This window comes from Mesorhizobium sp. M0159 (genome assembly GCF_040322295.1).
In the GTDB taxonomy this organism is placed as follows: domain Bacteria; phylum Pseudomonadota; class Alphaproteobacteria; order Rhizobiales; family Rhizobiaceae; genus Mesorhizobium.
The window spans coordinates 107,559-130,439 of sequence record NZ_JAMYTF010000006.1; the positions used below are offsets into that span (position 1 = coordinate 107,559).

Genomic DNA, 22,881 nt, shown 5'->3' on the forward strand with positions numbered 1-22,881 from the left:
GTCATCTTGGTCCAGTCGATCCTGTTCTTTGTCCTCGGCTTTCTCTGCGCGGGCTTTCTGGCGCTGATGATTGCTCCGGCCGTGTGGCGGCGGGCGGTGGCGCTGACGCGCAAGCGCGTCGAGGGCTCGATGCCGTTGACGCTGGCCGAGATCCAGGCGGACAAGGATCGCATTCGCGCCGAGTTCGCCGTTTCGGTGCGCCGGCTTGAAATGACCGTCAAATCATTGCGCGAGAAAGCCGCCGAACAGCTGGTCGAGATCGGCCGCGACCGCGAAGCCCTGAAGGAATTGGCGGCCGAGCGACAGGACAAGAACCGGGTCGTCGCCGATCTTACAGCCAGCGGCGAGGAGCTTCGCAAGCGCGATGAGCAGCTGCAGCAGCTGTCGGAACGGCTTGCGGAGACCGAGCGCGCCCTCGAAAAGCGCGGGCTCGAACTGCGGAAACTGGAGCACATGTATGACGACGCCAGTTTTTCATCCAGCAGCCGGCAGATCGAACTGGTGGCGCGCGAGTCCGAGCTGCAGAAGTTGGCGAGCGACATTTCGCTGCTGCGTGGCCAGCGCAAGGAGGCGGACAGGCGCAGCCAGGAATTGGCAGCCGAAAGCAAGGTTTTGCGGGACGCGTTGAAGGCCGAGAAGAAAAGAACCGGCGACCTGGAAAAGAAGGTCGAACGCCTGCTCGCCTCGCTGGCCGATCGCGAGGACAGGCTGGAGCGCCGCGAGAAGGAACTGGTGCGCCTTCGCGAAAAGCCGAAAGGCGCTGAAAGGACGCCTGCGGTGGGTCTTGCCGGCGTGTCAGGCAGTCAGGTCAATGTGGCCGCCAACGGCGACATCGAACAGACAACCGCCAAGCTCGATGCCGACCGCGAGCGGCTGGAGGCCAGGCTGACGTCGCTGGCACGCGAGAACAGGCGGCTGAAGACAGATCTTGCTGCCGTCGAAACATCGAAATCGCGGACCGGAGACGATACCGGCAGCGCCAGCGCCGCATTGCGCGAAGAGATGAACGATCTGGCGGCGCAAGTCGTGGCCTTGACGGCAAAGCTCGACGGGCCGGATTCACCGATCGCCCGGGCGCTTGCAGCGCCTGAGGATCCGCGGCCGGGGAGCGGCGGACGCAGCCTTGCCGATCGGGTGCGGGCGCTGCAGAAGGCCGCTTCGACCGACTGAGATGCCGCCACTTGGCCGCAAAATGCCCGACTCTCAAATTCCGGAAAAATGATGAAGTGCGATGGCTGACGCGGCGGCGACGTTCAGGCTGTCGAAACCTTGCGCCATGCCGATCCGCAGCGTCTGCAGGCGGGCAAGCAGGCTTTCCGGCAGCCCTTCGCCCTCGGTGCCGAGATAGAGCGCCAGCCGGCCGTTTCTCTTGGCGTCGCGAATGTCGGTCTGCCCGCGCGGCGACAAGGCGAATTGGCTGAAGCCTTGCCGGTCGAGCATTGCGGTGCAGCCGGCGGCGTCGGCAAACGAGGCGAAGGGAATTTTCAAGGCGGCGCCGACCGAGACGCGGATTGCCTTGCGGTACAGCGGATCGCAGCAGGTTGGATCGAGAAGCACGGCATCCGCGCCAAAGGCGGCGGCATTGCGGAAGATTGAGCCGATATTGTCATGATTGGCGATGCCGACCAGCACCACGATCAGCGCGCGGGCGGGCAGTGCGCCGAGCAAAGCTTCAGCGGAGACGGCCGCGCCCTTGCGGCCGATCGCCAATATGCCGCGATGCATGTGGAATCCGGCAATCCTGTCGATGACTTCGCCGGATGCGACATAGATCGGAAGCCCGGCAGGCGCCTTGCGCAGGACGTCATCGAGGCCGGCCAGCCGGTTCTCGAGCACCAGCACCGATTCTGCCTCGAAGCGACGGGCGGCAAGCAGCGTGTCGAGCACCACCTTGCCTTCGGCGACGAAACGGCCCTGCCGGCCGGCAAGATCGCGTTCCCGGATGTCGAGATAGGCGGCGACGCGAGGATCCTGCGGGTCGTCTATGCGGATCGGATTCATGGCTTCCTCGGCGGACCCTGGCGTCGGCCGCGAATCGGGATTCGGATTCGGAAGGCACGATGCCGGATCCGAAGCTCTGATATATCTCAGCGTCCAAATGGATGCACGCCGTTCTAACGGTCAAATCCAATCACTAGGCGCCGGGCGGAGACGCCCTGCCTGGCCTCCTGGCGGCACGGCGATATTTGATTTCCGCGGCACGGCTCTTTGGCCAAGCCGCTTCAATGCAGAATTTCGATGGGCGAAGGAACCACACAGCGCCATGCCGCGTCATAGAGGCGGGCTCCTGCTGCGGTCCTGGGAGGACATCGATGATCAGGCTCCTCCTCGTCTTTGCCGCCACGCTTGCCCTCGCATGCGGCGTGGCTCGCGCGGCCAAGCTTGATCCAGCCACCGTCAATCAGGCCCAATTCACTATCGGCGAACCGAAGGGTGTCGATCCGATGCTGCTGAAGGCGCAGATCCTTCTGGATCGCGCCCGCTTCTCGCCGGGCCTCATCGACGGTCGCCTTTCCCAGAACTTCGCCAAAGCCGTCGCCGCGTTTCAGGCGGCAAACGGACTTCCGCCCGATGGCAAGCTCAGTCCACAAACCTGGAGCAAACTCATCGCAACCTCCGCCAAGCCGGTGCTGGTGACCTATGAGGTGATGCGCAAGGATGTGCGCGGACCTTTCACCAGGCGTATTCCGGCTCGCTTGGAGAGGATGGCCCGCTTGCGGCGGCTCGGCTATCGCAATGCGGTGGAGAGGTTGGCTGAGCGCTTCCACGTCAGCGAACAATTGCTGCGAATGCTCAATCCGGGCACCAGCCTCAGGAAACCAGGCAGGACGTTGGTGGTGCCTGATGTCAGCAGGGGCGACCCTCCCGCCGGCGTTGCCGTCGTCGAGGTCGACAAGGGCGCCCGCCTGGTGCGTGTGCTCGACCGTGCCGGCAAATGGCTGGCGGTCTACCCCGCCTCGATTGGGAGCGAGGAGAAGCCGGCGCCAAGCGGCATGGCGGAGGTCAGGCGCGTGGTGCACAACCCTACCTATCACTACGATCCGGACTTCGCTTTCAAGGGGGTCAAGACCAAGCGGCCCTTCACCATCGCTGCCGGGCCGAACAATCCCGTGGGATCGGTCTGGATCGATCTCTCCATCGAAAGCTACGGCATCCACGGCACGCCCGAACCGGGCAAGATCGGCACGACCTTTTCGCATGGCTGCATCCGGTTGACCAATTGGGATGCCGAAGACCTTGCCTCCATGGTGCAACCGGGCACGAATGTCGAGTTCAAGGACGAGATTGCGCAGGCCGCCGACGAGCGCGTTCAATAGCAAGGCGGACTTGGCAGCAAAGCGGACTTGGCAGCAAAGCGGATTTGGCGGGGCGTTCTCCGCGCGGCTACTCAGGTCCCGGCGCGACGCAGCCGGTGAGCCATCTGCGAGAGTTCACCTTCGCCGAAAATGCCGTCCAGCATGTGCAGCAATTCGCGCACCGCCGCGGACTTGCAGGAATAATAGATCATTTGCCGGTCGCGGCGGGTCTCGACAAGGTCGGAAGCCCTGAGCTTGGCCAGATGCTGCGACAGGGCGGACTGGCTGAGCGACACCTTCTCGGCTATGGCGCCGACCGACATTTCGCCCTCGGCCAGATAGCTCATGATCAACAAACGTTTTTCGTTGCCCATCAGCGTCAGAAACGCAGCCGCGGTTCCGGCGTTGGCGACTAGCTTGTTCGAGACCATAGATCCCCCGTGCCTTCTTGCTCATCCGCCGCTATGGGGGCAATAGCGTCGGATTCCATAGACTTTCCCTATAGATGCACGCCAGCGATTCAGCGTCACTCGCAAAGGTAGAACATTTCGCTCAAATCTCAAGGCTTGCTTTCCATGCAAGCCGATTAACTGTGCGGCTGTGATTAATTTGCCGATCGGGCAGCCTTTGCCATGTCAATCAGGACAGGCCTGAGGTCGCGCGCCGCTCTCAGCGGCTCGGGGAAGAAAACCCGACAGACATTGTCGCCCGATACGAGATCCATCCCGTCGGCGTCGAACCCGGTGACGATCCAGCCGTCACTCTCGGCCCCGCCGAAATGACTTGCGTAGAGGGCAATCGCATCGAGATGGTCGGCGTTCATGTGGTCGAGCGCCGATTGCTCGCCGGCGGCAAGCTCTTCGACGATCGCTCCCGTCGCGACCAGATCGGTGCGGTCGAGCAGATAGGCCTTGCCGAAGCCGCCGTTCAGGCTGGCGCGCTCCGGTTCGAGCCGGAAGATCGAGAAGTCGCCGAGCCCGGCATAGAGTTTTGCCTTGGGATTGCGGTTGAGGTAGCGCCGCTCGGCGCGGGCGTGCTCGTTCGAGCCGCGTTCGAGCCGCAGGGCGCGGCAGACGAGCGTCAATCGCGGATGCGCCAGCGGATCGCCCTTGCCGGGTTCGCCGACGAGCAACGAGCAGCGCGGGTCGGCAAGGATGGCGCCGGTATGGGCGGACAGCATCGATACCAGGATCAACGGCGTGCCGTCGATGTCTGTGGCGACGCCGACCCGGCTGGCCAGCGGCGAACCGGTTCCCGGTTCGAGCACTGCCAACGCGCCGAAACGGGCGCTGCGGATCAGCGTCTTTGCCAGCCTGATCGCCTCGGTATCGGTCGCGCGGATCACGTCTTTCCTGGGTTCGTCCAAGGCATCACCGTCGCATTTATTTCGGCGCCATGCGGATGGCGCCGTCGAGGCGAATGGTCTCGCCGTTGAGCATCTGGTTCTCGATGATGTGCAAGGCAAGTGCCGCGTATTCCGAAGGCTCGCCCAAACGGGAAGGGAAGGGCACAGCGGCGCCGAGCGAATCCTGCACCTCCTGCGGCATGCCGGCCATCATCGGCGTCCTGAAGATGCCGGGCGCGATGGTGCAGACGCGAATGCCGGAGCGGGCGAGATCGCGCGCCACCGGCAGCGTCATGCCGACGACGCCGGCCTTGGAGGCGGAATAGGCGGCCTGGCCGATCTGGCCGTCATAGGCTGCGACCGACGCGGTGTTGACGATGACGCCGCGCTCGCCGCCCTGCAGCGGCTCGAGCCTGGCGATCCGGTCGGCAACCAGGCGAATCATGTTGAAGGTGCCGACCAGATTGACCTCGATCACCTTGCGGTATTGATCGAGCGGATGCGGTCCGTCCTTGCCGATCGTCTTCATGCCGATAACGATGCCGGCGCAATTGACCAGGATGCGCGGTGCGCCGAGCGTCTCTGCCGCTTCCGCGACTGCGGCGGCACCGCTCTCGGCGTCGCTCACATCGCATCGGACGGCGATGCCGCCGATGTCAGCCGCCACCTTGGCCGCACGCTCGATACCGAGATCGAGGACGGCAACCCTGGCGCCGCCGGCGGCAAGTGCGCGCGCCGTCGCCTCGCCAAGGCCGGAGCCGCCACCGGTGACGATCACAATCTGGCCGTTCGGGTTCATCTCGACGTCCTCCTCCGTGCCCAGACTATGCCGCCAAGCCACCGTGCGACAGCACCGGCATGGTCACGCCATCGCGGCGATGTGCGCGGCAATCCTTGCCTGGTCGGCGTGGCAAACCTCGCCCGCCAGCCTCGCCACCGCGCCCGGCACGATCTCGTGCGCCAAAAGCCGGTCGGGGTCGACCGGACGCGGCATCGAGATCTGCCCGCGCGGGAGCCTTTTGAAGCCGAGCGGGCCGTAATAGGGTTCGTCGCCGACCAGCGTCACGGCCGGCGCGCCGGCCTTGGCGGCGGCTTCCAGCGCGATTGCCACCAGCCGGCGGCCGATGCCGAGATTTTTGAAGGCCGGCCGCACAGCGAGCGGCCCGAGCATCAGCGCGCGGCCGGCACCGGCGGCGATGCGCGTCATCCGTACCGAGGCGACGACGATTGCGCCGTCGACAGCCACGAAGGACAAAGCCCGCTCATGCGGGCCACCTTGGCGGATCTTGTAGGCGGCAAGCACGAAACGGCCCGGCCCGAAGGCCTCGTCATTGATGGCTTCGATTTCAGGATCGTGCGCCGGAGTTTCCGGCAGGTATTTCACGTCGGCCAGGTATTTCAAGTCGGCAAGGCTCATGCTCTTTGCGTTCCGGTATGCGAGGAAAGGTTTGCTGCAAGCGGCAGCGTTCGCCAGTCAGCGCTTCATCAAGCGCGGGCGCTCTTTCGTCGTCGGTCGAACCGGATCATGGCAAAGTCGAACATGCGGATGTCCGCTAGCACCAATTTTCAGCCGCCGCAATCGGCCGGCGCAGCCGACCGCACTCGACGACGCAGCCGTTGACGATCTGTTCAGCGTCGGGGATTTCCGCGGCGCCGCTTGGTGCCCTACATCGGGTAGGAACTCGAAAGGATATTGCATGGGATTGCTAGTCGAAGGCCAATGGCAGGACCGCCGGTACGATAGCGGGGAGAGCGGCGGCAAGTTCGTGCGCGCGCAGTCGCAGTGGCGCGACTGGGTGACCCGCGACGGCGCGCCGGCCGAAGGGCGAAAACGCGGCTTCAAGGCCGAGCCCGGCCGCTATCACCTCTATGTCTCGCTCGCCTGCCCGTGGGCGCATCGGACGCTGATCTTTCGCGTGCTCAAAAAACTCGAGGACGTGATTTCCGTCTCGGTCGTCCATCATTTCATGGGCGCCGACGGCTGGACGTTCCTGGCCGAGGACGGCGCCACCGGCGACACGCTCTACGGCCTTGATTTCCTGCACCAGATCTACACCAGGGCCGATCCCGGCTATTCGGGCCGGGTCACCGTTCCCGTGCTGTGGGACAAACGCGAGCAGACCATCGTTTCCAACGAATCCGCCGAGATTGTCCGCATGCTCAATTCGGCGTTCGACGAATGGGGAGATGCCAGGCTCGATTTCTATCCGCAACCGCTGCGCGGTGAGATCGATGCGGTCAACGCGCTGGTCTATCCCGCGGTCAACAACGGCGTTTACCGTGCCGGCTTCGCCACCACGCAGGCGGCCTACGAGGAGGCGTTCGGCGAATTGTTCTCGGCGCTCGACATGCTGGAGGACCGTCTGTCAAGGCAGCGCTATCTCATCGGCGGCCGCATCACCGAGGCGGACTGGCGGCTGTTCACGACACTGGTCCGCTTCGACCCGGTCTATGTCGGCCATTTCAAGTGCAATCTGCGCCGCATCGCCGACTATCCGAACCTGTCGAATTACCTGCGCGATCTCTACCAGGTGCCGGGCGTCGCCGGCACGGTGAATTTGCACCACATCAAGTCGCATTATTACGGCAGCCACGAGACGATCAACCCGACGCGCATCGTGCCGGTCGGGCCAGAGCTCGACTATTCCGCGCCGCACGACCGCGCGCGCTTCAGGAAGGCTGCGTGAGACCGGCGACCTAGCGGAAGGTTTCGGAGTCCATCTTTGCCCTTCTAACGAGTTCAGCTTTCAATATGGTATTTCCAAATCGATTGGAGTAGCCGAGCGACGTTGCAAGGAACGCAACGATGCCGCCGATCATGACGGCCAGGACCGACGTCTGGGGCGGGATTGCGCGTAACAATCCCGACGGCAGAAGCACAGCCATTCCCAAAATCATTTCTATCAGGGTTGAGAAGCCGACCATTTTCCAGAATTCAGTGCGAGTAAAAAGCTGAGCATGTCGCTTTATAAAAACCAAATATGTCACGAATGCCGCAACTAATTGTATTGAGAATTGGATAAATCTTCCAATTTTTGCTAACATATATGGATCTATCGCAAGAACTATTGTAGAAATTAAGGCTACCACAGAAAATGTTATCACATAAATTCCCGTGTACAGTGATACATAGAGCGCGATTCTAAATCTATCGTTTTGGCTGTGTGGCATTTTTTCTCCTCATCGCTCAGCATTTATCTCTCTGAGAACAATGGATGCTGCCGGTCTATACCGACGCAGCCAAAGCTGTTGAAGAGATGATCTACCAGTAAGGCGATGCCGAATTCCCCTCAAAAACTTCGGCAATCCGCCGCAGCGTCGCCGGTGTCGTGCCTTCCGGCAAGCGGTCGAGCGGGAAGAAGCCGGCTTCGGCGATCTCGCGGTCGGGCAGCTTGGGTGCTGGCTGGTCGAACTCCTCGACCAGATAGAGGCCGACATGGTCGCGCCGGCTGGCGCGGTGGTTGAAATGCAGGGATTTCAGCACCGGCGGTCCGGTCAGCGCGATGTTGCCTTCCTCGAACAGTTCGCGCGTCAGCGCTTCGATCATCGTCTCGCCCAACTCGACGCCACCGCCGGGCAGGTGCCAGCCCGGGACATAGGTGTGGCGGATGAGGAAGACGGAATTGGAGCGGCGGTCGTGGATCAAGCCGCGCACGCCGAGCGTCATCGGCCGGCGCAGTACGAAGTACAGGTGAAACAGCCTTGCCCTGAAGCCCGGCCAGCCGGTCTGGCGCAGGGCTTGCTCCGGATCCGGCGTCGTCATCGTCCGCGAAACCGTGAGTGGAAAGCCGCGCGCGCCTCGCCTATGAAGAAAAGATGTTCAGGCTCGCGCATATTTCCGATGTCCATCTGGGGCCGCTTCCCGATGTAACCTATCGCGATCTCGCCTCCAAGCGCGTGGTCGGTTACGTCAATTGGCAGCGCAACCGCCGCCGCTACATGCATGATGCAGTCATCGACACCATCGTCGCCGACATGAAGGCCAGCGGGCCGGACCATCTCGCCATCACCGGTGATCTTGTCAATCTGGCGCTCGATGGTGAGATCGAGATGACCAAGCACTGGCTGGAGACGCTGGGCTCGCCCAACGACGTGTCGGTCGTGCCGGGAAACCATGACGCCTATGTGCCGGGCGCCTTCGACAAGACCTGCCGGTCGTGGGCGGCGTGGATGACCGGCGACGGCGTCAATACGCCGGTCGACCGCAACACCTTTCCCTATTTGCGCGTACGCGGCAATGTTGCGCTGGTCGGCGTCACGACGGCGCGCGCCACGGCTCCATTCATGGCCAACGGCTTCTTTCTGGAGGGCCAGGCGGAACGGCTGCGCGACATGCTCGACGCCACAGGCAAGCGCGGCCTGTTCCGGGTGATCATGATCCACCACCCGCCGGTGCGCGGCGCCGTTTCGCAGAACAAGCGGCTGTTCGGCATCTCGCGCTTCCACAAGGTTCTTCACCGGCACGGCGCCGAGCTTGTGCTGCACGGCCATTCGCATGTGCCGTCGCTCTTCTTCATCGGCGCCCGCAAGGCCAAAATCCCGGTGGTCGGGGTCGCCGCCGCCGGGCAGGCGCCCGGCAGTTCGCATGCGCCGGCGCAATACAATCTGCTCGACATCGACGGTGATAAGGACAATTGGCGGATCAGGCTGACGCGCCGCGGCCTGACCGGGCCGGCATTGCCGCCCAGCGACCTGCAGACAATGGAGCTTGGCGTCGAGGCCGAGGCGTCGATGGCTAGAGCAATTCCAGGAAAAGTGTGAAACGGTTTTCCGTCCGGAATTGCGTCAAAACAAAGAGATAGTGCGGTTCAGCGTTTCCGTGAAACGCTGAACCGCACTAGAAGCTGATTTTCATTGCAACGATGCGGTCCCAGAACAACACGAGCGAAATCGCCAGGCCGACCAGGGCGCCGGCGGCGATCAGGCCGAGGCCCGAGAAGAACGCCGACCAGCCGTTGCTGCGCCCAGGGACATGCAGCGGCGGCTCAGCCTCCGCCACCAGGGCGCGTTTAAGGCCGGCGACGGCTTGCTCGATGCCGCCTTCCATCATCCTCTGGCGTTCGACGACGCGCTCGGCGACATAGCGCGTCACCTGGTCGGCAACGACCTTCATCTCTGTCGACTCGGCGAGCACGACGCGGCCGATGCGCGTGTCCTTGAGAAAGCGATAGGTGCGGCGGTCGCGTCCCATGGCGACATGGCTGATCGCGTCGATCCACAGCCGTGGCTGCAGGCCGGACGAGACGGCGAAGTCGAAACTGTCCATATCGGTGGGTACGTCGCCGAAGACCGGCGCGAGTTCGGCGGCAAGCAGATCGAGCCGCATGCGATGCGCTTCGCGCATCTCGACGACGACGTCGTCGCGGTCGGCGAAGGCGTTCTTGACGTCGCGAATGGCATCGGACAGTTTTCGCGACTGATCGATCTGGGTGATGTTCTCGCCTGCGTCCTTCATCGGCGTTGCCTCGCGGGGTTTGGTTAACACCGAATTAACACAGCGGCCGGCAAATTGCACTTGCGAGATCGATGAGCGGGCAAGGATTCGCTGGAGCAGCACCAGTGCCGCCGCCGTGCCTGCGCGAAGACCGATCAGCTCGCCGCAGCGGCGAATCCCGGACGAAGCCGCCTGCTGCGGCGTCGCATATTGCGACGGACGGCCTCGACGATCAGGCCGGGCGCTTCCTCGACCAGCATATGGCCGGCTTCCAGCACGTGGTGCAGATGAAAATGCTTCGGCACGCCGTCCGCCTGGCTGACGGGCAGCATCGCGTCGTCGGTCCCCAAACCACCATGATTGGCATATTCAGCGTTTCCAGCCCCTCGTTCGGGATGACGCCTTGCCGATCATCCCTGGTCATGGCGGCTGCGAGCTCGACAAGTGTCCGCAACTGGCCGGGACGCTGGCGCATCTCGTTGACGAGTTCGACCCTATGCTGCGGCAGCCGGCTTTGCGGTCCCGACATGGCGGCAAGACAGGCGCGGATTTCATCCGTGCCGGCAGCGGCGGCGTAGCGACGCAGCAGCGGACCATTGATCTCAGGACCGAAACCGCCCGGCGCCAGCAGCGTCAGCGACGCCATTCTTTCGGGCTCGCTCAATGCCATCAAGGCGGCCACGGCGCCACCCATCGAATGACCGACGAGATGAGCCCGCTTTATCCCGCGAGCGGAAAGATCGGCAAGGACGGCACTGGCTGCAATCCTGGCCGGACCGCCGCCCGGAAAATCGAGCGACAGCCCATGTCCCGGCAGATCATAGGCCAGGGTCCGCGCGCCGGGCGCCAGAGACTCGGCCACATCGCGCCAGTCGTCGTGGCAGCCACCGAAACCATGCAGGAAGGCAATCGTTGTCGGGCCGGTGCCCCGTTCGGCAGCGTAAAGGGATGGGGTCATGCAAACTTTATGGCTTGGTGCCGGGATCAGTCAGGATGCCGGGGGCGGTCTTATGCGGATCAGTCTTGCGGGAGGTCAGACTTATGCGGAGATCAGTCTTATGCGGGATCAGACCTATGTGGGATCAGATTGGCCGGTTCAAATTGTGTCTGAATTGCGCTTTGGCCGTCCGGATGGCCAGTAAAATCTTCGCGATCACCTGACGTCGTGCACGCGCCGGGAGACGTCAGCTGGCGCCGCCAAGGCCGGCGGCGCGCAGGGCTTCCACCAGCCGGTTGGTCAGATCGGCGGGATATCTTCGTTCGACGAAAGTTGCGCGCGGATCGGCTGCGAATTTCGGGAATTTGGCGGTCAGTTCCTGCAGCAGCCTGCTCGCCAGCTTCTCGCGGCCGGCAGCCTTGGCGCCGATCAGCCGCGCCGCCAGATAATGCGATTTCATTTCCGTCGTTCGCAAGCCGTCGCTGGCGAGCGTGGCCTTGTTCATGTCGCCCATCATGAACTCTCCGGCGAACAGCCCGTAATCCCACCATGTCGGATGGGCGCTGGCGATGTCCACCGCGTGAGCGATGATCGGGGTGCCCTCGCTGTACCTGCCGGCGAAAACCAGCCCGTAGCCATAGGCGGCGGCCATTGCGAGATCGTAGGGATTGAGCTCATAGGCCTTGCGCATCCAGCGGATCGATTCCGCGGAATCGCCCATGCGCGAATTGAGATAACCAAGGGCGCGGTGCGCATAGGGGCTGGTCGGGCCCATCTGGATGGCGCGATGGGCAAACGTCATGGCTTTGTCGATCGTCGCGTCGGCGGGGTAGGGATAGTGGTCGGTGACCGCTTCGAGATGCAAGGAAGCGAGTTCCGAATAGACGAGCGACGACTTCGCCTCCCGGTTGGCAAGATCTTCGAGGCAGCGGTAAGCGGCTTCGTGCGTCTGGGCGTTCTGGTCGAGATAATATTTGCCGTTGAGCACCAGACACGCCGTCAGCCCGGTCTGGATGCCGCTCTGCTCGATGTAGTTGTAGATCGTGCCCGAGGCGGGAAGAGCCGAGCTCAAAATGCCGGAGATCTGGTCCTCGATGGCGGTGTTCGCGCTGTCGCCGGCGGTCAGGTTGCGTGAGAGCAGCACGCGGCCGGTCGCCACGCTTTGCAGCTCGAGCATGATATCACCGCTACGCGGCCCGGGCAGGACATCGAATACGAAGCTGGCGGCGTCGGTCACTGGATCGGGCGGGCTGTCGGCATCACGGCCGATGAAATTGATGGTATCGAAGCCGCTGAGGCCGGCGCGCAGCGATGCGGCGACACGGCGAGCCAGGTCGCTGTCGGCCTTTATGGCGATGTAGACCTGGGGGAGGTTTTCAACCGGAGGCGCTGCAATGCTGCCGGTAGCCACCGCGGTCTCGACCGCCGTGTCGCCGCCGGTCAGCAACACCACGCTACCCTGGCGAAGGATCAGCACACCCAGCATGAGAATGACCAGCGCGATCGCCAGCCAGAAGAACTGCAAATGCCGCTGCAGCGAAGGAGCAGCAGGGGCGACGGCTGGAACGCTCAGCAATGCAGCCGGATGTGCCCGGTTGCGGGCATCTTCCGGCGATCCGGGCGGGGCGGTCGCCGCCTCCTCTGTCGCCGGCTGCGGCTTGTTCTCTGCCTCAGCCTCTGCCGGCAAGCGAATGGCGTTGAGTTCGTAGGACGGAACATAGCCGCCGCGCGGAATGGCGATGCGGACCGGTTCGGCAACGCCCTCATTGGCGAAATACTGCTGCAGAAGCTCGCGCAGCCTGCCGGCCTGCACCCGCACCACCGCATCGGTCGACGGATCGAAATCGCCGTCCTTGCCGAAGACGTCCATCGCTATGGAGAAGCCCTTGAGCCTGTCGGCTTCGCCTGCCTGCTCGCGCTCGACCAGGTAGCGGAGCAGCTTGCGCGCGCGCTCGGATCGTCCGAACGTTTCGCTGGCAAGCAATCGCTCCAACGTTTCGCGCACTGCGGGGGCGGCAGGCGTGGTATGCTGCAAGTGTCGATCCCTTCGAATTCGGCACAGGTTGAGGTACAATCATATCGCGCTGGCGGCGCCTTACAAGCATGTGCTTATGGTGCGATAGCGTACCCACCGGATAAATTCCGGTGGGCCGATGGCGGGAGCCTGACCGTTTCGGCTAGCCGCGCTTTCGGCCGACGATGCGGTTGGCGGCAGAAACCACGGCTTCTAGCGAGGCGGCGACGATGTTGGTGTTGATGCCGGCGCCGAACAGCTTGCCGCCCGGATGTTCCATCTCGACATAGGAAATGGCCGAGGCATTCGAGCCGCGCTGCATGGAATGCTCGGAATAATCCAGCACCGACATCGGCACCCCGACATGGCGCGACAGCGCATCGACGAAGCCGTCGATCGGGCCGGTGCCGGTGCCTGATATGGTCACCTCCTTGCCTTTGTCGAGGATCACCGCTTCGACCACGCGCCGGCCCTTGACCTCGGTGTCGGGATAGGTGTGGTGGTCGAGGAACTTCAGCCGCGCGCCGGGCTGGTCGACATAGGTGTCGAGAAAGCGCTCGTAGATGCGCTTGACCGGCACCTCCTTGCCTTCGGCGTCGGTGATCGCCTGGATAGCCTGGCTGAACTCGATCTGCAGGTTGCGCGGCAGGTTGAGGCCGTAATCCGCATGCAGCACATAGGCGATGCCGCCCTTACCGGACTGCGAGTTGATGCGGATGATGGCTTCGTAGCTGCGGCCGACATCGGCCGGGTCGATCGGCAGATAGGGCACCTCCCAATGCGGCGTGTTGGCCTTGCGCAGCGCCTTCATGCCCTTGTTGATGGCATCCTGGTGCGAGCCGGAAAAGGCGGTGTAGACGAGCTCGCCGACATAAGGGTGGCGCTCCGGGATCTTCAGCTGGTTGGAGTATTCGTAGACGTCCTTCATGCGGTTGATGTCGGAGCAGTCGAGCCCGGGATCGACACCTTGCGTGTACATGTTGAGCGCCAGCGTGACGATGTCGACATTGCCGGTGCGCTCGCCATTGCCGAACAGCGTGCCTTCGACGCGGTCGGCGCCTGCCATCAGGCCGAGTTCGGTGGTGGCGATGCCGGTGCCGCGGTCATTGTGCGGATGCAGCGAGATCAACAGGTTCTCGCGATCGTCGAGGTTGCGGCACATCCATTCGATGCGGTCGGCATAGATGTTGGGCGTCGACATCTCGACCGTAGAGGGCAGGTTGATGATCAGCTTGTTTTCCGCCGTCGGCTTGACGATCTCGGTGACGGCGTTGCAGATCTCCAGCGCCACTTCGAGCTCGGTGCCGGTAAAGCTCTCCGGCGAATATTCGAAACGGTAGCCGCCGCCGGCTTTCGCCGCCATGTCGGTGATCATCTTGGCCGCATCTGTGGCGATGCGCTTGATCCCGGCGACGTCCTTCTCGAAGACGACGCGGCGCTGCAATTCGCTGGTCGAGTTGTAGAAATGGACGATCGGGTTGGTGGCGCCCTTCAGCGCCTCGAAGGTGCGGGTGATCAGTTCCGGCCGGCACTGCACCAGCACCTGCAGCGAGACGTCGGCGGGCACGTTGCCCTGTTCGATGCACCAGCGGGCGAAATCGAAGTCGGTCTGCGAGGCCGACGGAAAGCCGATCTCGATCTCCTTGAAGCCCATGTCGAGCAGCAGGGCGAACATGCGCGCCTTGCGTTCCTGGCCCATCGGATCGATCAGCGCCTGGTTGCCGTCGCGCAGGTCGACCGAGCACCAGATCGGCGCCTTGTCGATCACTTTCGAAGGCCAGGTGCGATCGGCAAGGCCGACGGTCGGATAGGGTTGGTATTTGCGGGCAGCGTCCGGCATGCCCCTCGCGGGCCTGGCGGTTTCCTCTACATTCAGACGGATATCTTCTCGTGCGTTCATCGTCTTTTCTCCCGGCGGCTCGCGGATCCAGCTTCAGGCAGATTGGTGGCGAGCGGCGCCTTTACCAGAATTTCGTTCGCTTGATGTGACGTGCCAATTTGTGACTGGCCAAGGAGCGTGCGCGTGAGCGGCAATTCGACCGCCGGGCGCTCCTTCAGCGAACCCGGCGATCGCCGATAAGGCCGAGAAGCAGCAGGGTCGAGGCGAGCGCGCGGACGGTCTGGCCGGCAATGCCGGTCGGACGGGACGCAAAAGAGGTGGCGCGCGGGCTCATGGCGGATTTCATACAGGAGCGGGCAAAGCGAGGCAAGTGGGAGCATTGGAGGTGGGTGAAGCTGCCGATCCAGCCTCTCAAGACCTGGGTTCCTCGCCCCGCGAAGCGGGGGAGAGGTGGCCGCCCACGGGTCTTGCCTTCGGCAAGCCCGAGGACAGGCTCCGCGGCCGGAGAGGGGGCGTTCGTAGGGCGCAGTCCCCTCTCCGTCTCGGCTTCGCCGAGCCACCTCTCCCCACTTTCGTGGGGCGAGGAACCCAAGCTGCAATGAAGGCGCGGCGCCGACATGAAGCGATTTTTCCTGATTACAGCAACTTTGTTCTTGCTTTGTGCCGGCAGCTATGCTACTAATTTGGGTATGGTGCTGACTGGCGCCGAGGACCCGCCGTCGAGGCGGGTTTTTTATTTCACGGTTTTGGCGTCACCTTTCGCGGACCCAGCCGCTCACCTGATCCAGTTGCTCTTCCCCGAGCCCGGCAAATGCGCCAGAGTCGATTGTCGGCGGGGGTGCAATGGCTCGCCGCCGGGAGGGATCGTCCATGAACTTCGTGTTCTTCTCGCCGCATTTTCCAGCCAATGGCGCCGATTTCTGCGACCGGCTGAAGAAGGCCGGCGCCACCGTGCTCGGCATTGGCGACGCGCCGTTCGATGCGCTGGACGGCAAATTGAAGGCAGCCCTTTCGGAATATTACCGCATCGACGACATGGAGGAGTACGAGCCGGTGTTCCGGGCGATCGGCCATTTCATCCACAAATGGGGCCGCGTCGACCGGTTCGAATCGCTCAACGAGCATTGGCTGGAGCTGGAAGCCAATATCCGCACCGACTTCAACATCTTCGGCACCAAGCTCGACTTCGTGAAGAATTTGAAACGCAAGAGCCGCATGCGGGCGTTCTTCCGCAAGAGCGGCGTCGAAACCATCCCGCAACGCAAGTGCTCCGACCGCGCCGGCGCCATGACCTTCATCCGCCGTGTCGGCTATCCCGTGGTGGTGAAGCCGGATTCCGGCTCCGGCGCCTCGAACACTTTCAAAATCTCCAACGCCGGCGAACTCGACAGCTTCTTCAGGGACAAGCCGGAAGGCGTCAGCTTCGTCATGGAGCAATTCATCGAAGGGCTGGTGGTGACCTATGACGGGCTGGTCAACCGCGACGGCGAGGTGGTGCTGGCCGCCAGCCACCGCTACGACCAGAGCGTCATGGAGGTGGTCAACCGCGACCGCCATATGAGCTATGTCTGTTTTCCCGAGATCAGCCGGGCGGTCGAGGAGGCCGGCAGGAAAATCCTCAAGGCGTTCGACGTGCGCGAGCGCTTCTTCCACATCGAGCTGTTCGAAACCAGGGACGACCGGGTCATCGCGCTGGAGGTCAACATGCGGCCGCCTGGCGCCTGGATGACCGATGCCATCAATTACACCTTCGATATCGATGTCTATGCCGCCTGGGCCGACATGGTGGTCAAGGACGCCGCCGGCGGCCCTTACAGGGGCAAGTATTTCACCGCCTATGCCAGCCGCAAGCGGCACCTCAACTATATGCACAGCCATGCCGACGTGCTGGCCGCCCATGGCGGCATGATCGTCCATCATCACGCCATTGAGGAGGTTTTCAGCCGCGCCATGGGAAACTACGCCTATCAGCTGCGCTCCACCGACCCGAAGGCGCTGCGCCGGGCGGTCGACTACATCCATGCGGAAAAGGCGTGAGGCGATGGACGTTTCCTACCACAAGGGTTTTGGCCGCAACCTCGGCCGCGACATGGAATACAAGCGCTACGGCCATGCCGGCCGACCCGTGGTTGTGTTCCCGACTTCGCAAGGGCGGTTCTACCAGTTCGAGGATTCCGGCGCGGTCTCGGCTCTCGCCGAGTTCGTCGACACCGGTCGCATCCAGTTGTTCACGCTGGACGGCATCGATGCGGAATCCTTCTTCGACCGCCATGCCGAGCCGGCCCATCGCATCGCCCGGCATGAAGCGTATTTCCGCTATGTGCGCGAAGAGGCGCTGCCGGAACTCCTGTCTGTCGCGGCCGAGGCCAATGGCGGGCGTACGCTGAAGCCGCTGTTTTGCGGCTGCTCGATGGGCGGATATCATTCGTCGAATTTCGTCTTCCGCTTTCCGGAGCTGGCCAGCGGCGTCATCGCGCTGTCGGGGGTTTACTCGACCCACGATTTCTTCGGCAGCGCGCTCGACGGACAGATTTTCTTCAACTCGCCGCTCGACTACCTGCCCGGTATCGTCGATCCGGGGCTGCTCGTCAGGCTGAAGGCGCTGCGGCTGATCTTCTGCTGCGGGCAGGGTGCCTGGGAGGAACGGATGCTGGCCGATACGCAGGCGCTGGAACAGATCCTGCGTGACAAGTCGATTCCGGCCTGGGTCGACTATTGGGGCGGCGATGTCGCCCATGAATGGCCGTGGTGGCACAAGCAACTGGTCTATTTCTTCGCCCGCTGGCTGGACGACGATCTGATGCACCGGCTGGATTAGGCCGTAGACTCATAAGCGCAGCCACAGTCGCCTTGAGAAGATGTCGTTCAGCACGCGGCGGTCATCCACACGCGGCACGCCTGGCGGCTTGTTGGGCAGGAGCGGCTCGATCACGCGCCACTCGAAGTCGGGCAGGTCGTATCGGCTCATGCCGACGCTGAATCGGCTCGGACGCCACAAGAGAAGCCTCGAATGGCGATCCGCGCAAATTTGCGCTACGAGGCAGGTGCCAGCGTGACGGAATTGGTAAACGTATCACCACAGTGATCCTGAGCCTCTTGGCTCAGGTGCGGGTTCGATCCCTGCCGCTGGCGACGCCCCGCTTTACGAGTTCACGACCTAGAGCATGTCGATATTTAGGTGATGCGGCCTGCAAATGGACTTCCCTTCAGCCTGATTTAAAAACATGACTATACTTATCATCTTTTAGTGGAAACAGCGGGCCGGCTGTGGCATTCCGGCGTGGCGAGGACGCCGTATGGCGAGCTCGGGTTCAAATGGCACCGAAAGGCTGAGCGATGGAGCAATTGAGTGCGCAAACCCGGATCAGCGGTGCCGTCATCCGGTCGGTGATGGACAGGCTGCGCGCCGAGCACGGCGAATCCGAGATCGATACCGGCCTTGCCGATCATTGGGAATTTCGCACGCACTACGGCTCGTTGAAAGCGACGCTCGGTGACGACAACGTGCTGATCCGCGTCGCGGCCGAGGATGAAACCTGCCTGTCCTACATGAAGATGGCGGTCGCCGGCCATTTTTCGCAACATCTCGGCACGACCAGGGGCATCGCCTGGCAGGGCGACGGCAGTGATGCCGGCACGCCGGTGTTCTTCCGCGAGATCACGGTGCTGTCCTCGACGCGGATTTCTCCGCATATGCAGCGCGTCCGCTTCACCGGCAACGATCTCGGCCGCTTTGGCCGTGGCGGCCTGCATGTGCGGCTGCTGCTGCCGCCGCGCGGCAGGCTGCCGGTGTGGCCGTCGATGGGCGCCGACGGCCTGATGGTCTGGCCGTCGGGCGAGGACGCGCTTGTCGTTCGCGTCTACACGATCCGGGCGCTGGACGCCGCAAGTGGCTGGCTGGATGTCGATTTCGTCCTCCACCCCGGTATGGATACGCCGGCGGCCGCTTTCGCCGAAAAGGCGGTTGCCGGCGAGGTCATCGGCATGATCGGACCGGGTGGGGGCGGCGTGCCCGAGGCGCAAAACCTGCTGCTGCTCGGCGACGACACCGCGCTTCCGGCGATCGGCAGGATGCTGGAGCAGCTTTCGCCGTCAACCCGCGCCGAAGCGTTCATTGAGGTCGACGGCCCGGACGACCGGATCGCGCTGGCCGCGGGCGAGACCGTTGCCGTCACCTGGCTATATCGGCATGGGCGCGAGGCTGGCACAGCCAGCCTGTTGCCGGCGGTGCTGCGGCAGCGGAGCCGGACCTCGCTTGCCGACAATCTCTATGTCTGGGCCGGATGCGAGTTCGGCGATTTCCGCGAGATCCGCAGGATCGTCCGCAAGGAATGGTGTGTGCCGCGCGACCGGCATCTGGTCACCGCCTACTGGCGCCGCGGGACGCAAGCGGCGGACGGCGGCGAAGAATAGTGCACCGCCCCTCGGGGGCAGAGGATCGCATATGGATTCTTGCGAAGAAGACCCCCACCCCTAACCCCTCCCCACAAGGGGGAGGGGAACTTTTGCGGCAGCGCCACTCAGCGGCAAACTTCGACGATTCTAGCCGAAACAGCAGCGGCATCGTCCCCCACCCCCTTGTGGGGAGGGGTTAGGGGTGGGGGTACGCGGCCTGGCAAATGCCCCAAACTTCCATATGCGATTCCCCTGCTGCACAAGGGCGGGCGGGGTCACCGGCGGTCGGATACGAAGGCGATCGCCGGGGCGGCCAGAAGCGCGACGAGGCCGGCGCCTGCGAAGAACGCGCCATAGCCGAAATACTGCGCGGCGTAGCCGGCCGCGATCCCGCCGGCCATGCTCACCAGTGCGTCCATGCACTGGAACAGCGTGAAGTCGACGCCCGCCTGTCTTGGATCTGACCAGCGCATGAACTGCGCGTAAAGCGCGACGAAACCGAGAGCCATGAAGCCGGACGAACTGAGCACCGCGATGGCCATCAAAGCGGTGGTCGAGAAGCCACCAAGAAAATCGAAGACCGAAAAGAAGAACAGCGATCCGGCCTGCAGGAAAAGCGCCAGGACGAGCACGTTGCGCGGGCCGAACCATTTGACGAGAGCGCCGCCGGCGAGTGCGGCAGCCAGGCCGACGAACATGCTGCCGACGCCGTTGACAAGTCCGACCATCGAGAGGTCGAGCCCGGCGTCGATCAGGAATGGTCCGAGCATGGCGAGTGCCGCCTTCTGGGCCAGGACATAGATGGCCGACGCTGCCAGGCCGCGCCGAATTTCGTGACGCTTCAACGCGTCGAGGAGGCTGGGAACATGCTCGCGCGTCTCCTCGCGCGCGCGGTTGGCCACGCCAAGCAGGAAGGGCAGGCCGAGCGGCAGGAGCAGCAAAGCCATCGCCCAAACGGCGATGCGCCAGCCATAAGCGTCGACCAGAAACAGAAACAGGCCGGCGCCGATGGCCGAGCCGAGATAGGCGCCGCCGACCTGCGCGGCATTGCCCCAGCCGTGGTTTTCCTTAGCCAGGCTCTGCACGGCGAAACCATCGCAGGCAATGTCGACCGTCGAGGCGGCGAAGGCGACGATGGTCAGGCAGGCCAGAACCGGCCACCAGGCCTCCGGGCCGAGCGCGCCGACGGCCCACAGCCCGGCGATGGACACGAGCCCACCGGCGGCTACGATCGTGCCGGTGCGGTTCTTGCCGACCGGCGGCAGCCGATAGCGCTCGACGGCCGGCGCCCATAGAAACTTGAGCGCCCATGGCAGCGCGATCAGCGAGACCAGGCCGATCCGGTCGAGCGGCAGGCCCTGGTCGCGCATCACCGCCGGCAGGCCCGCCCAGGTGATGCCGCCGATCACGCTCTGCGCGACATAGAGCCCGCCGATCGCCAGGACGATCGCGACAGGCGTCGATGCCCGGCTGGAAACGGCGATCGACATCAGAAGCGGTAGCGCAGGCTAGCGAACAGCGAGCGGCCCTCGTCGCGGTAGCAATAGCCGGCCGAGCAGATGGATTTTTGAGTGTCGAACAGGTTCTTGGCGTTCACCTGCAGCTTCACGCCCTCGAGTTTGGGATTGCGGTAGCCGAAATCGTAGGAGAGCGAGGCGTCGACGAAGGCGCGCGCGTCGTTCTTGAAGGTGTTGGTGTCATCGCCATAGCTCGAGCCGGCGACGCGAACGCCGCTGCCCAGCCCGAGCCCCTGCAGCGTGCCGTCCTCGAACTGGTACTGCCCCCAGAGCGACAGGATGTGATTTGGCGTCGCCGACAGTTCCTTGCCTGCGGTTCCCGTGGCGCCGCGTTCGATTTTCACGCGCAGATAGGTGTAGGAGGCGAGTATGCTGAGACCGTTGTCGAGCGAAGCGCTGGCTTCCAGCTCGACGCCGCGCGAGTTCAGGTCGAGCTGGCGCTGCTTGTTAATACCGGTCGAGGCGTCGAAGACGACGCCATCCTTCTGGTCGATGTCGAACAGAGCGGCGCTGACGGCGGCGTTATAGTCGGCAAATTCGTATTTGACGCCGATTTCCTTCTGCGTCGCAATGGTCGGACGGGCGACGCGACCGACAGGGCTGCTGACATCGTCATAGACGAAGCCGATATTGGGCGAGAACGACGTCGAATAGTTGATATAGGGCGTGATGCCCCATTCGGTCTGGTAAGACAGGCCGAGCCGGCCGGACAAGGCACTGTCGTCCTGCTTGGACTTGGTGAAGTCGGCGGCGGTCGAGGTGGTGTCGGCCCAGTCGTAGCGACCGCTGGCGAACAGGGTGAAATCGTTCCACTCCATCTGGTCATGCAGGTAGGCGCCGAGCTGGTTCATCTCCTGCCCGCCATAGTAAGGAACCGGAGCAGCCTTGATGTCGTCGACGGAGACATAGGAGATACCGCTGCCGGCGTCATAATTGGACCAGGCGTAGTCGATGCCGGCTACCGCCGTGTGCCTGACTTGGCCGGTATCGAATTCGAACTGCGCCATGTTGTCGACGACGAAGTTCTTCATGGTCTCGGTGTAGTGGCCCCAGTAGCGTTTCAGATCCGGGCCGTCCGGGTAATGGCCGCTGTACTCGATGTCGCTGTCGACGGCGCTGTAGCGAAGGTTCTGCCGGACGGTCAGCACGTCGTTGAAACGGTGCTCGAACTCGTAACCGATACGGCCGTGGGTCTGGTCGAAGTCGTTCCAGGCGGGATCGCCCTCGTAGAGGTTCGTTAGAGCGCCACCTGAATTGTAGAAGGCAGCGGTGCCGCCGGTGACGGATTTCGAATATTCCCCGAGGATGGTCAGCTTGGTGTCCTCATCCGGCTTGAAGGTGACTGCCGGCGCCAGATAGATCTTGTCGTCGGGATAACCGGGCAGGTCGGTATCGCTGGTGCGGCCGAGGCTGGTGAAGCGATAGAGGATGCTGCCGTCTTCGTTCACCGGGCCGGAAGCGTCGAGTGCGGCCTGGAAGCGATTGTGTGCGCCGAGCAGCATTTCGACTTCGCGGAACTGTTCTTCCTTGGGGCGCTTGGTGACCAGATTGACGATGCCGCCCGGACCGCTGATGCCGTAAAGCGAGGAGGCCGGACCCTTCAGGATGGTGACGCCTTCGATGCCGTAGGGCTCGGTCTTGAACCAGGCCGAGGGGCCGTTGTACTGGCGCAGCCCGTCGCGGAACATACCGTTGTAAAAGGCCTGGAAGCCGCGCAGGAAGAAGGCATCATAGCGGGTGTCGAAGCCGAAGCTGTTCGGATTGGCGCTGGCGACATAGCCGAGCGATTCGTTCAGCGTGCGTGGCTTCTGGTCCTCGATCTGCTTTTGCGTCACAACCGAAACCGCTTGCGGAATCTTGACTATCGGCGTGTCGGTCTTGGTGCCGATGCGGTCCTTCTTGGCGACGTAGCCGTCTTGCACGAGGATCTCGTCGCTCTCGGCATCGACCTCGATCTTGTTGAGAACGGTGACGCCGCCCTGGTCCTGGGCGTGAGCCGGCGCGGACAGGCCGAGCAGGGTCATGCTGCCCGGCAATGATATCCCCAGGAGCCATGTCATCGTCCGTATCCGCATCAACTCGTCTCCACTCTTCCGTACAACA

The 22,881-nt window shown here is 63.3% G+C and carries 19 protein-coding genes, 1 tRNA gene and 2 pseudogenes; 8 read left to right on the forward strand and 14 right to left on the reverse strand.

The annotated features are described in order from the left end of the window. Positions 1–6: 6 nt before the first annotated feature. Complete coding sequence (locus tag NKJ32_RS08480; protein ID WP_352757402.1) at positions 7–1,170, forward strand: coiled-coil domain-containing protein; 1,164 nt, start codon at positions 7–9, stop codon at positions 1,168–1,170. 33 nt (positions 1,171–1,203) lie between these two features. On the opposite strand, the gene NKJ32_RS08485 is transcribed toward NKJ32_RS08480, so the two are convergent. After that, the gene (locus NKJ32_RS08485) at positions 1,204–2,001 is read right to left on the reverse strand and encodes a TrmH family RNA methyltransferase (RefSeq protein ID WP_352568052.1); all 798 of its coding nucleotides are present in this window, start codon (positions 1,999–2,001) and stop codon (positions 1,204–1,206) included. A 311-nt stretch (positions 2,002–2,312) separates the two neighbouring features. On the opposite strand from NKJ32_RS08485, the gene NKJ32_RS08490 reads away from it, so the two are divergent. After that, positions 2,313–3,317, forward strand: coding sequence for a L,D-transpeptidase (locus NKJ32_RS08490; protein WP_352645111.1), 1,005 nt, complete (start codon positions 2,313–2,315; stop codon positions 3,315–3,317). 71 nt (positions 3,318–3,388) lie between these two features. Here the strand turns inward: NKJ32_RS08490 and NKJ32_RS08495 are convergent, their stop codons facing one another. From NKJ32_RS08495 to NKJ32_RS08510, 4 genes are all read right to left on the reverse strand, one after another. After that, the gene (locus NKJ32_RS08495) at positions 3,389–3,727 is read right to left on the reverse strand and encodes an ArsR/SmtB family transcription factor (RefSeq protein ID WP_023679553.1); all 339 of its coding nucleotides are present in this window, start codon (positions 3,725–3,727) and stop codon (positions 3,389–3,391) included. A 173-nt stretch (positions 3,728–3,900) separates the two neighbouring features. Further along, the gene (locus NKJ32_RS08500; protein WP_352645109.1) at positions 3,901–4,662 is read right to left on the reverse strand and encodes a HugZ family pyridoxamine 5'-phosphate oxidase; all 762 of its coding nucleotides are present in this window, start codon (positions 4,660–4,662) and stop codon (positions 3,901–3,903) included. Positions 4,663–4,678: 16 nt separating this feature from the next. Next, the gene (locus tag NKJ32_RS08505; RefSeq protein WP_352645107.1) at positions 4,679–5,440 is read right to left on the reverse strand and encodes an SDR family NAD(P)-dependent oxidoreductase; all 762 of its coding nucleotides are present in this window, start codon (positions 5,438–5,440) and stop codon (positions 4,679–4,681) included. Positions 5,441–5,503: 63 nt separating this feature from the next. Continuing rightward, positions 5,504–6,058, reverse strand: coding sequence for a GNAT family N-acetyltransferase (locus NKJ32_RS08510; protein ID WP_352575718.1), 555 nt, complete (start codon positions 6,056–6,058; stop codon positions 5,504–5,506). 280 nt (positions 6,059–6,338) lie between these two features. Between NKJ32_RS08510 and NKJ32_RS08515 the strand changes: the two genes are divergently transcribed. Continuing rightward, on the forward strand, positions 6,339–7,328 hold the full coding sequence (locus NKJ32_RS08515; RefSeq protein ID WP_352757403.1) for a glutathione S-transferase family protein: 990 nt from the start codon (positions 6,339–6,341) through the stop codon (positions 7,326–7,328). Between the two features lie 10 nt (positions 7,329–7,338). On the opposite strand, the gene NKJ32_RS08520 is transcribed toward NKJ32_RS08515, so the two are convergent. Next, positions 7,339–7,812 (reverse strand): hypothetical protein, encoded by a 474-nt coding sequence (locus NKJ32_RS08520; protein ID WP_352645103.1) that lies wholly within the window; start codon positions 7,810–7,812, stop codon positions 7,339–7,341. 91 nt (positions 7,813–7,903) lie between these two features. Next, positions 7,904–8,404: an NUDIX domain-containing protein gene (locus tag NKJ32_RS08525; RefSeq protein ID WP_352568046.1), complete on the reverse strand. Its 501-nt coding sequence runs from the start codon at positions 8,402–8,404 to the stop codon at positions 7,904–7,906. A 53-nt stretch (positions 8,405–8,457) separates the two neighbouring features. Between NKJ32_RS08525 and NKJ32_RS08530 the strand changes: the two genes are divergently transcribed. After that, positions 8,458–9,402: a metallophosphoesterase family protein gene (locus NKJ32_RS08530; RefSeq protein WP_352645246.1), complete on the forward strand. Its 945-nt coding sequence runs from the start codon at positions 8,458–8,460 to the stop codon at positions 9,400–9,402. A 76-nt stretch (positions 9,403–9,478) separates the two neighbouring features. Here the strand turns inward: NKJ32_RS08530 and NKJ32_RS08535 are convergent, their stop codons facing one another. From NKJ32_RS08535 to leuA, 4 genes and pseudogenes are all read right to left on the reverse strand, one after another. Next, positions 9,479–10,096: a hypothetical protein gene (locus NKJ32_RS08535; protein ID WP_352620484.1), complete on the reverse strand. Its 618-nt coding sequence runs from the start codon at positions 10,094–10,096 to the stop codon at positions 9,479–9,481. 134 nt (positions 10,097–10,230) lie between these two features. Then, positions 10,231–11,033, reverse strand: a pseudogene (locus tag NKJ32_RS08540) (alpha/beta fold hydrolase). 226 nt (positions 11,034–11,259) lie between these two features. Further along, positions 11,260–13,047 (reverse strand): tetratricopeptide repeat protein, encoded by a 1,788-nt coding sequence (locus NKJ32_RS08545; protein ID WP_352645101.1) that lies wholly within the window; start codon positions 13,045–13,047, stop codon positions 11,260–11,262. Between the two features lie 142 nt (positions 13,048–13,189). Continuing rightward, positions 13,190–14,926 carry a 2-isopropylmalate synthase gene (gene leuA, locus NKJ32_RS08550; RefSeq protein ID WP_352568042.1) on the reverse strand — a complete coding sequence of 579 codons (1,737 nt, stop codon included), beginning with the start codon at positions 14,924–14,926 and terminating at the stop codon, positions 13,190–13,192. Positions 14,927–15,736: 810 nt separating this feature from the next. Here leuA and NKJ32_RS08555 point away from each other — a divergent pair. Both NKJ32_RS08555 and NKJ32_RS08560 read left to right on the forward strand, forming a co-directional pair. Beyond that, a complete protein-coding gene (locus tag NKJ32_RS08555; RefSeq protein ID WP_352568041.1) occupies positions 15,737–16,903 on the forward strand; it encodes an ATP-grasp domain-containing protein in 1,167 nt (388 codons plus the stop codon). 4 nt (positions 16,904–16,907) lie between these two features. Continuing rightward, on the forward strand, positions 16,908–17,684 hold the full coding sequence (locus tag NKJ32_RS08560) for an esterase family protein (protein ID WP_352568040.1): 777 nt from the start codon (positions 16,908–16,910) through the stop codon (positions 17,682–17,684). A 30-nt stretch (positions 17,685–17,714) separates the two neighbouring features. Here the strand turns inward: NKJ32_RS08560 and NKJ32_RS08565 are convergent. Continuing rightward, positions 17,715–17,834 (reverse strand): annotated as a pseudogene (locus tag NKJ32_RS08565) (IS5/IS1182 family transposase); the annotation flags it as partial. A 78-nt stretch (positions 17,835–17,912) separates the two neighbouring features. Here NKJ32_RS08565 and NKJ32_RS08570 point away from each other — a divergent pair. Next, positions 17,913–17,998, forward strand: a tRNA-OTHER gene (locus tag NKJ32_RS08570). A gap of 204 nt (positions 17,999–18,202) precedes the next feature. Then, positions 18,203–19,279: a siderophore-interacting protein gene (locus tag NKJ32_RS08575; RefSeq protein ID WP_352568039.1), complete on the forward strand. Its 1,077-nt coding sequence runs from the start codon at positions 18,203–18,205 to the stop codon at positions 19,277–19,279. A 257-nt stretch (positions 19,280–19,536) separates the two neighbouring features. Here NKJ32_RS08575 and NKJ32_RS08580 read toward each other — a convergent pair whose 3' ends face one another. Continuing rightward, entirely contained in the window at positions 19,537–20,751 is a 1,215-nt protein-coding gene (locus NKJ32_RS08580; RefSeq protein WP_352568038.1) for an MFS transporter, read from the reverse strand. Beyond that, entirely contained in the window at positions 20,751–22,838 is a 2,088-nt protein-coding gene (locus NKJ32_RS08585; RefSeq protein ID WP_352827341.1) for a TonB-dependent siderophore receptor, read from the reverse strand. The genes NKJ32_RS08580 and NKJ32_RS08585 overlap by 1 nt, the downstream gene beginning before the upstream one ends. Positions 22,839–22,881 lie beyond the last annotated feature (43 nt).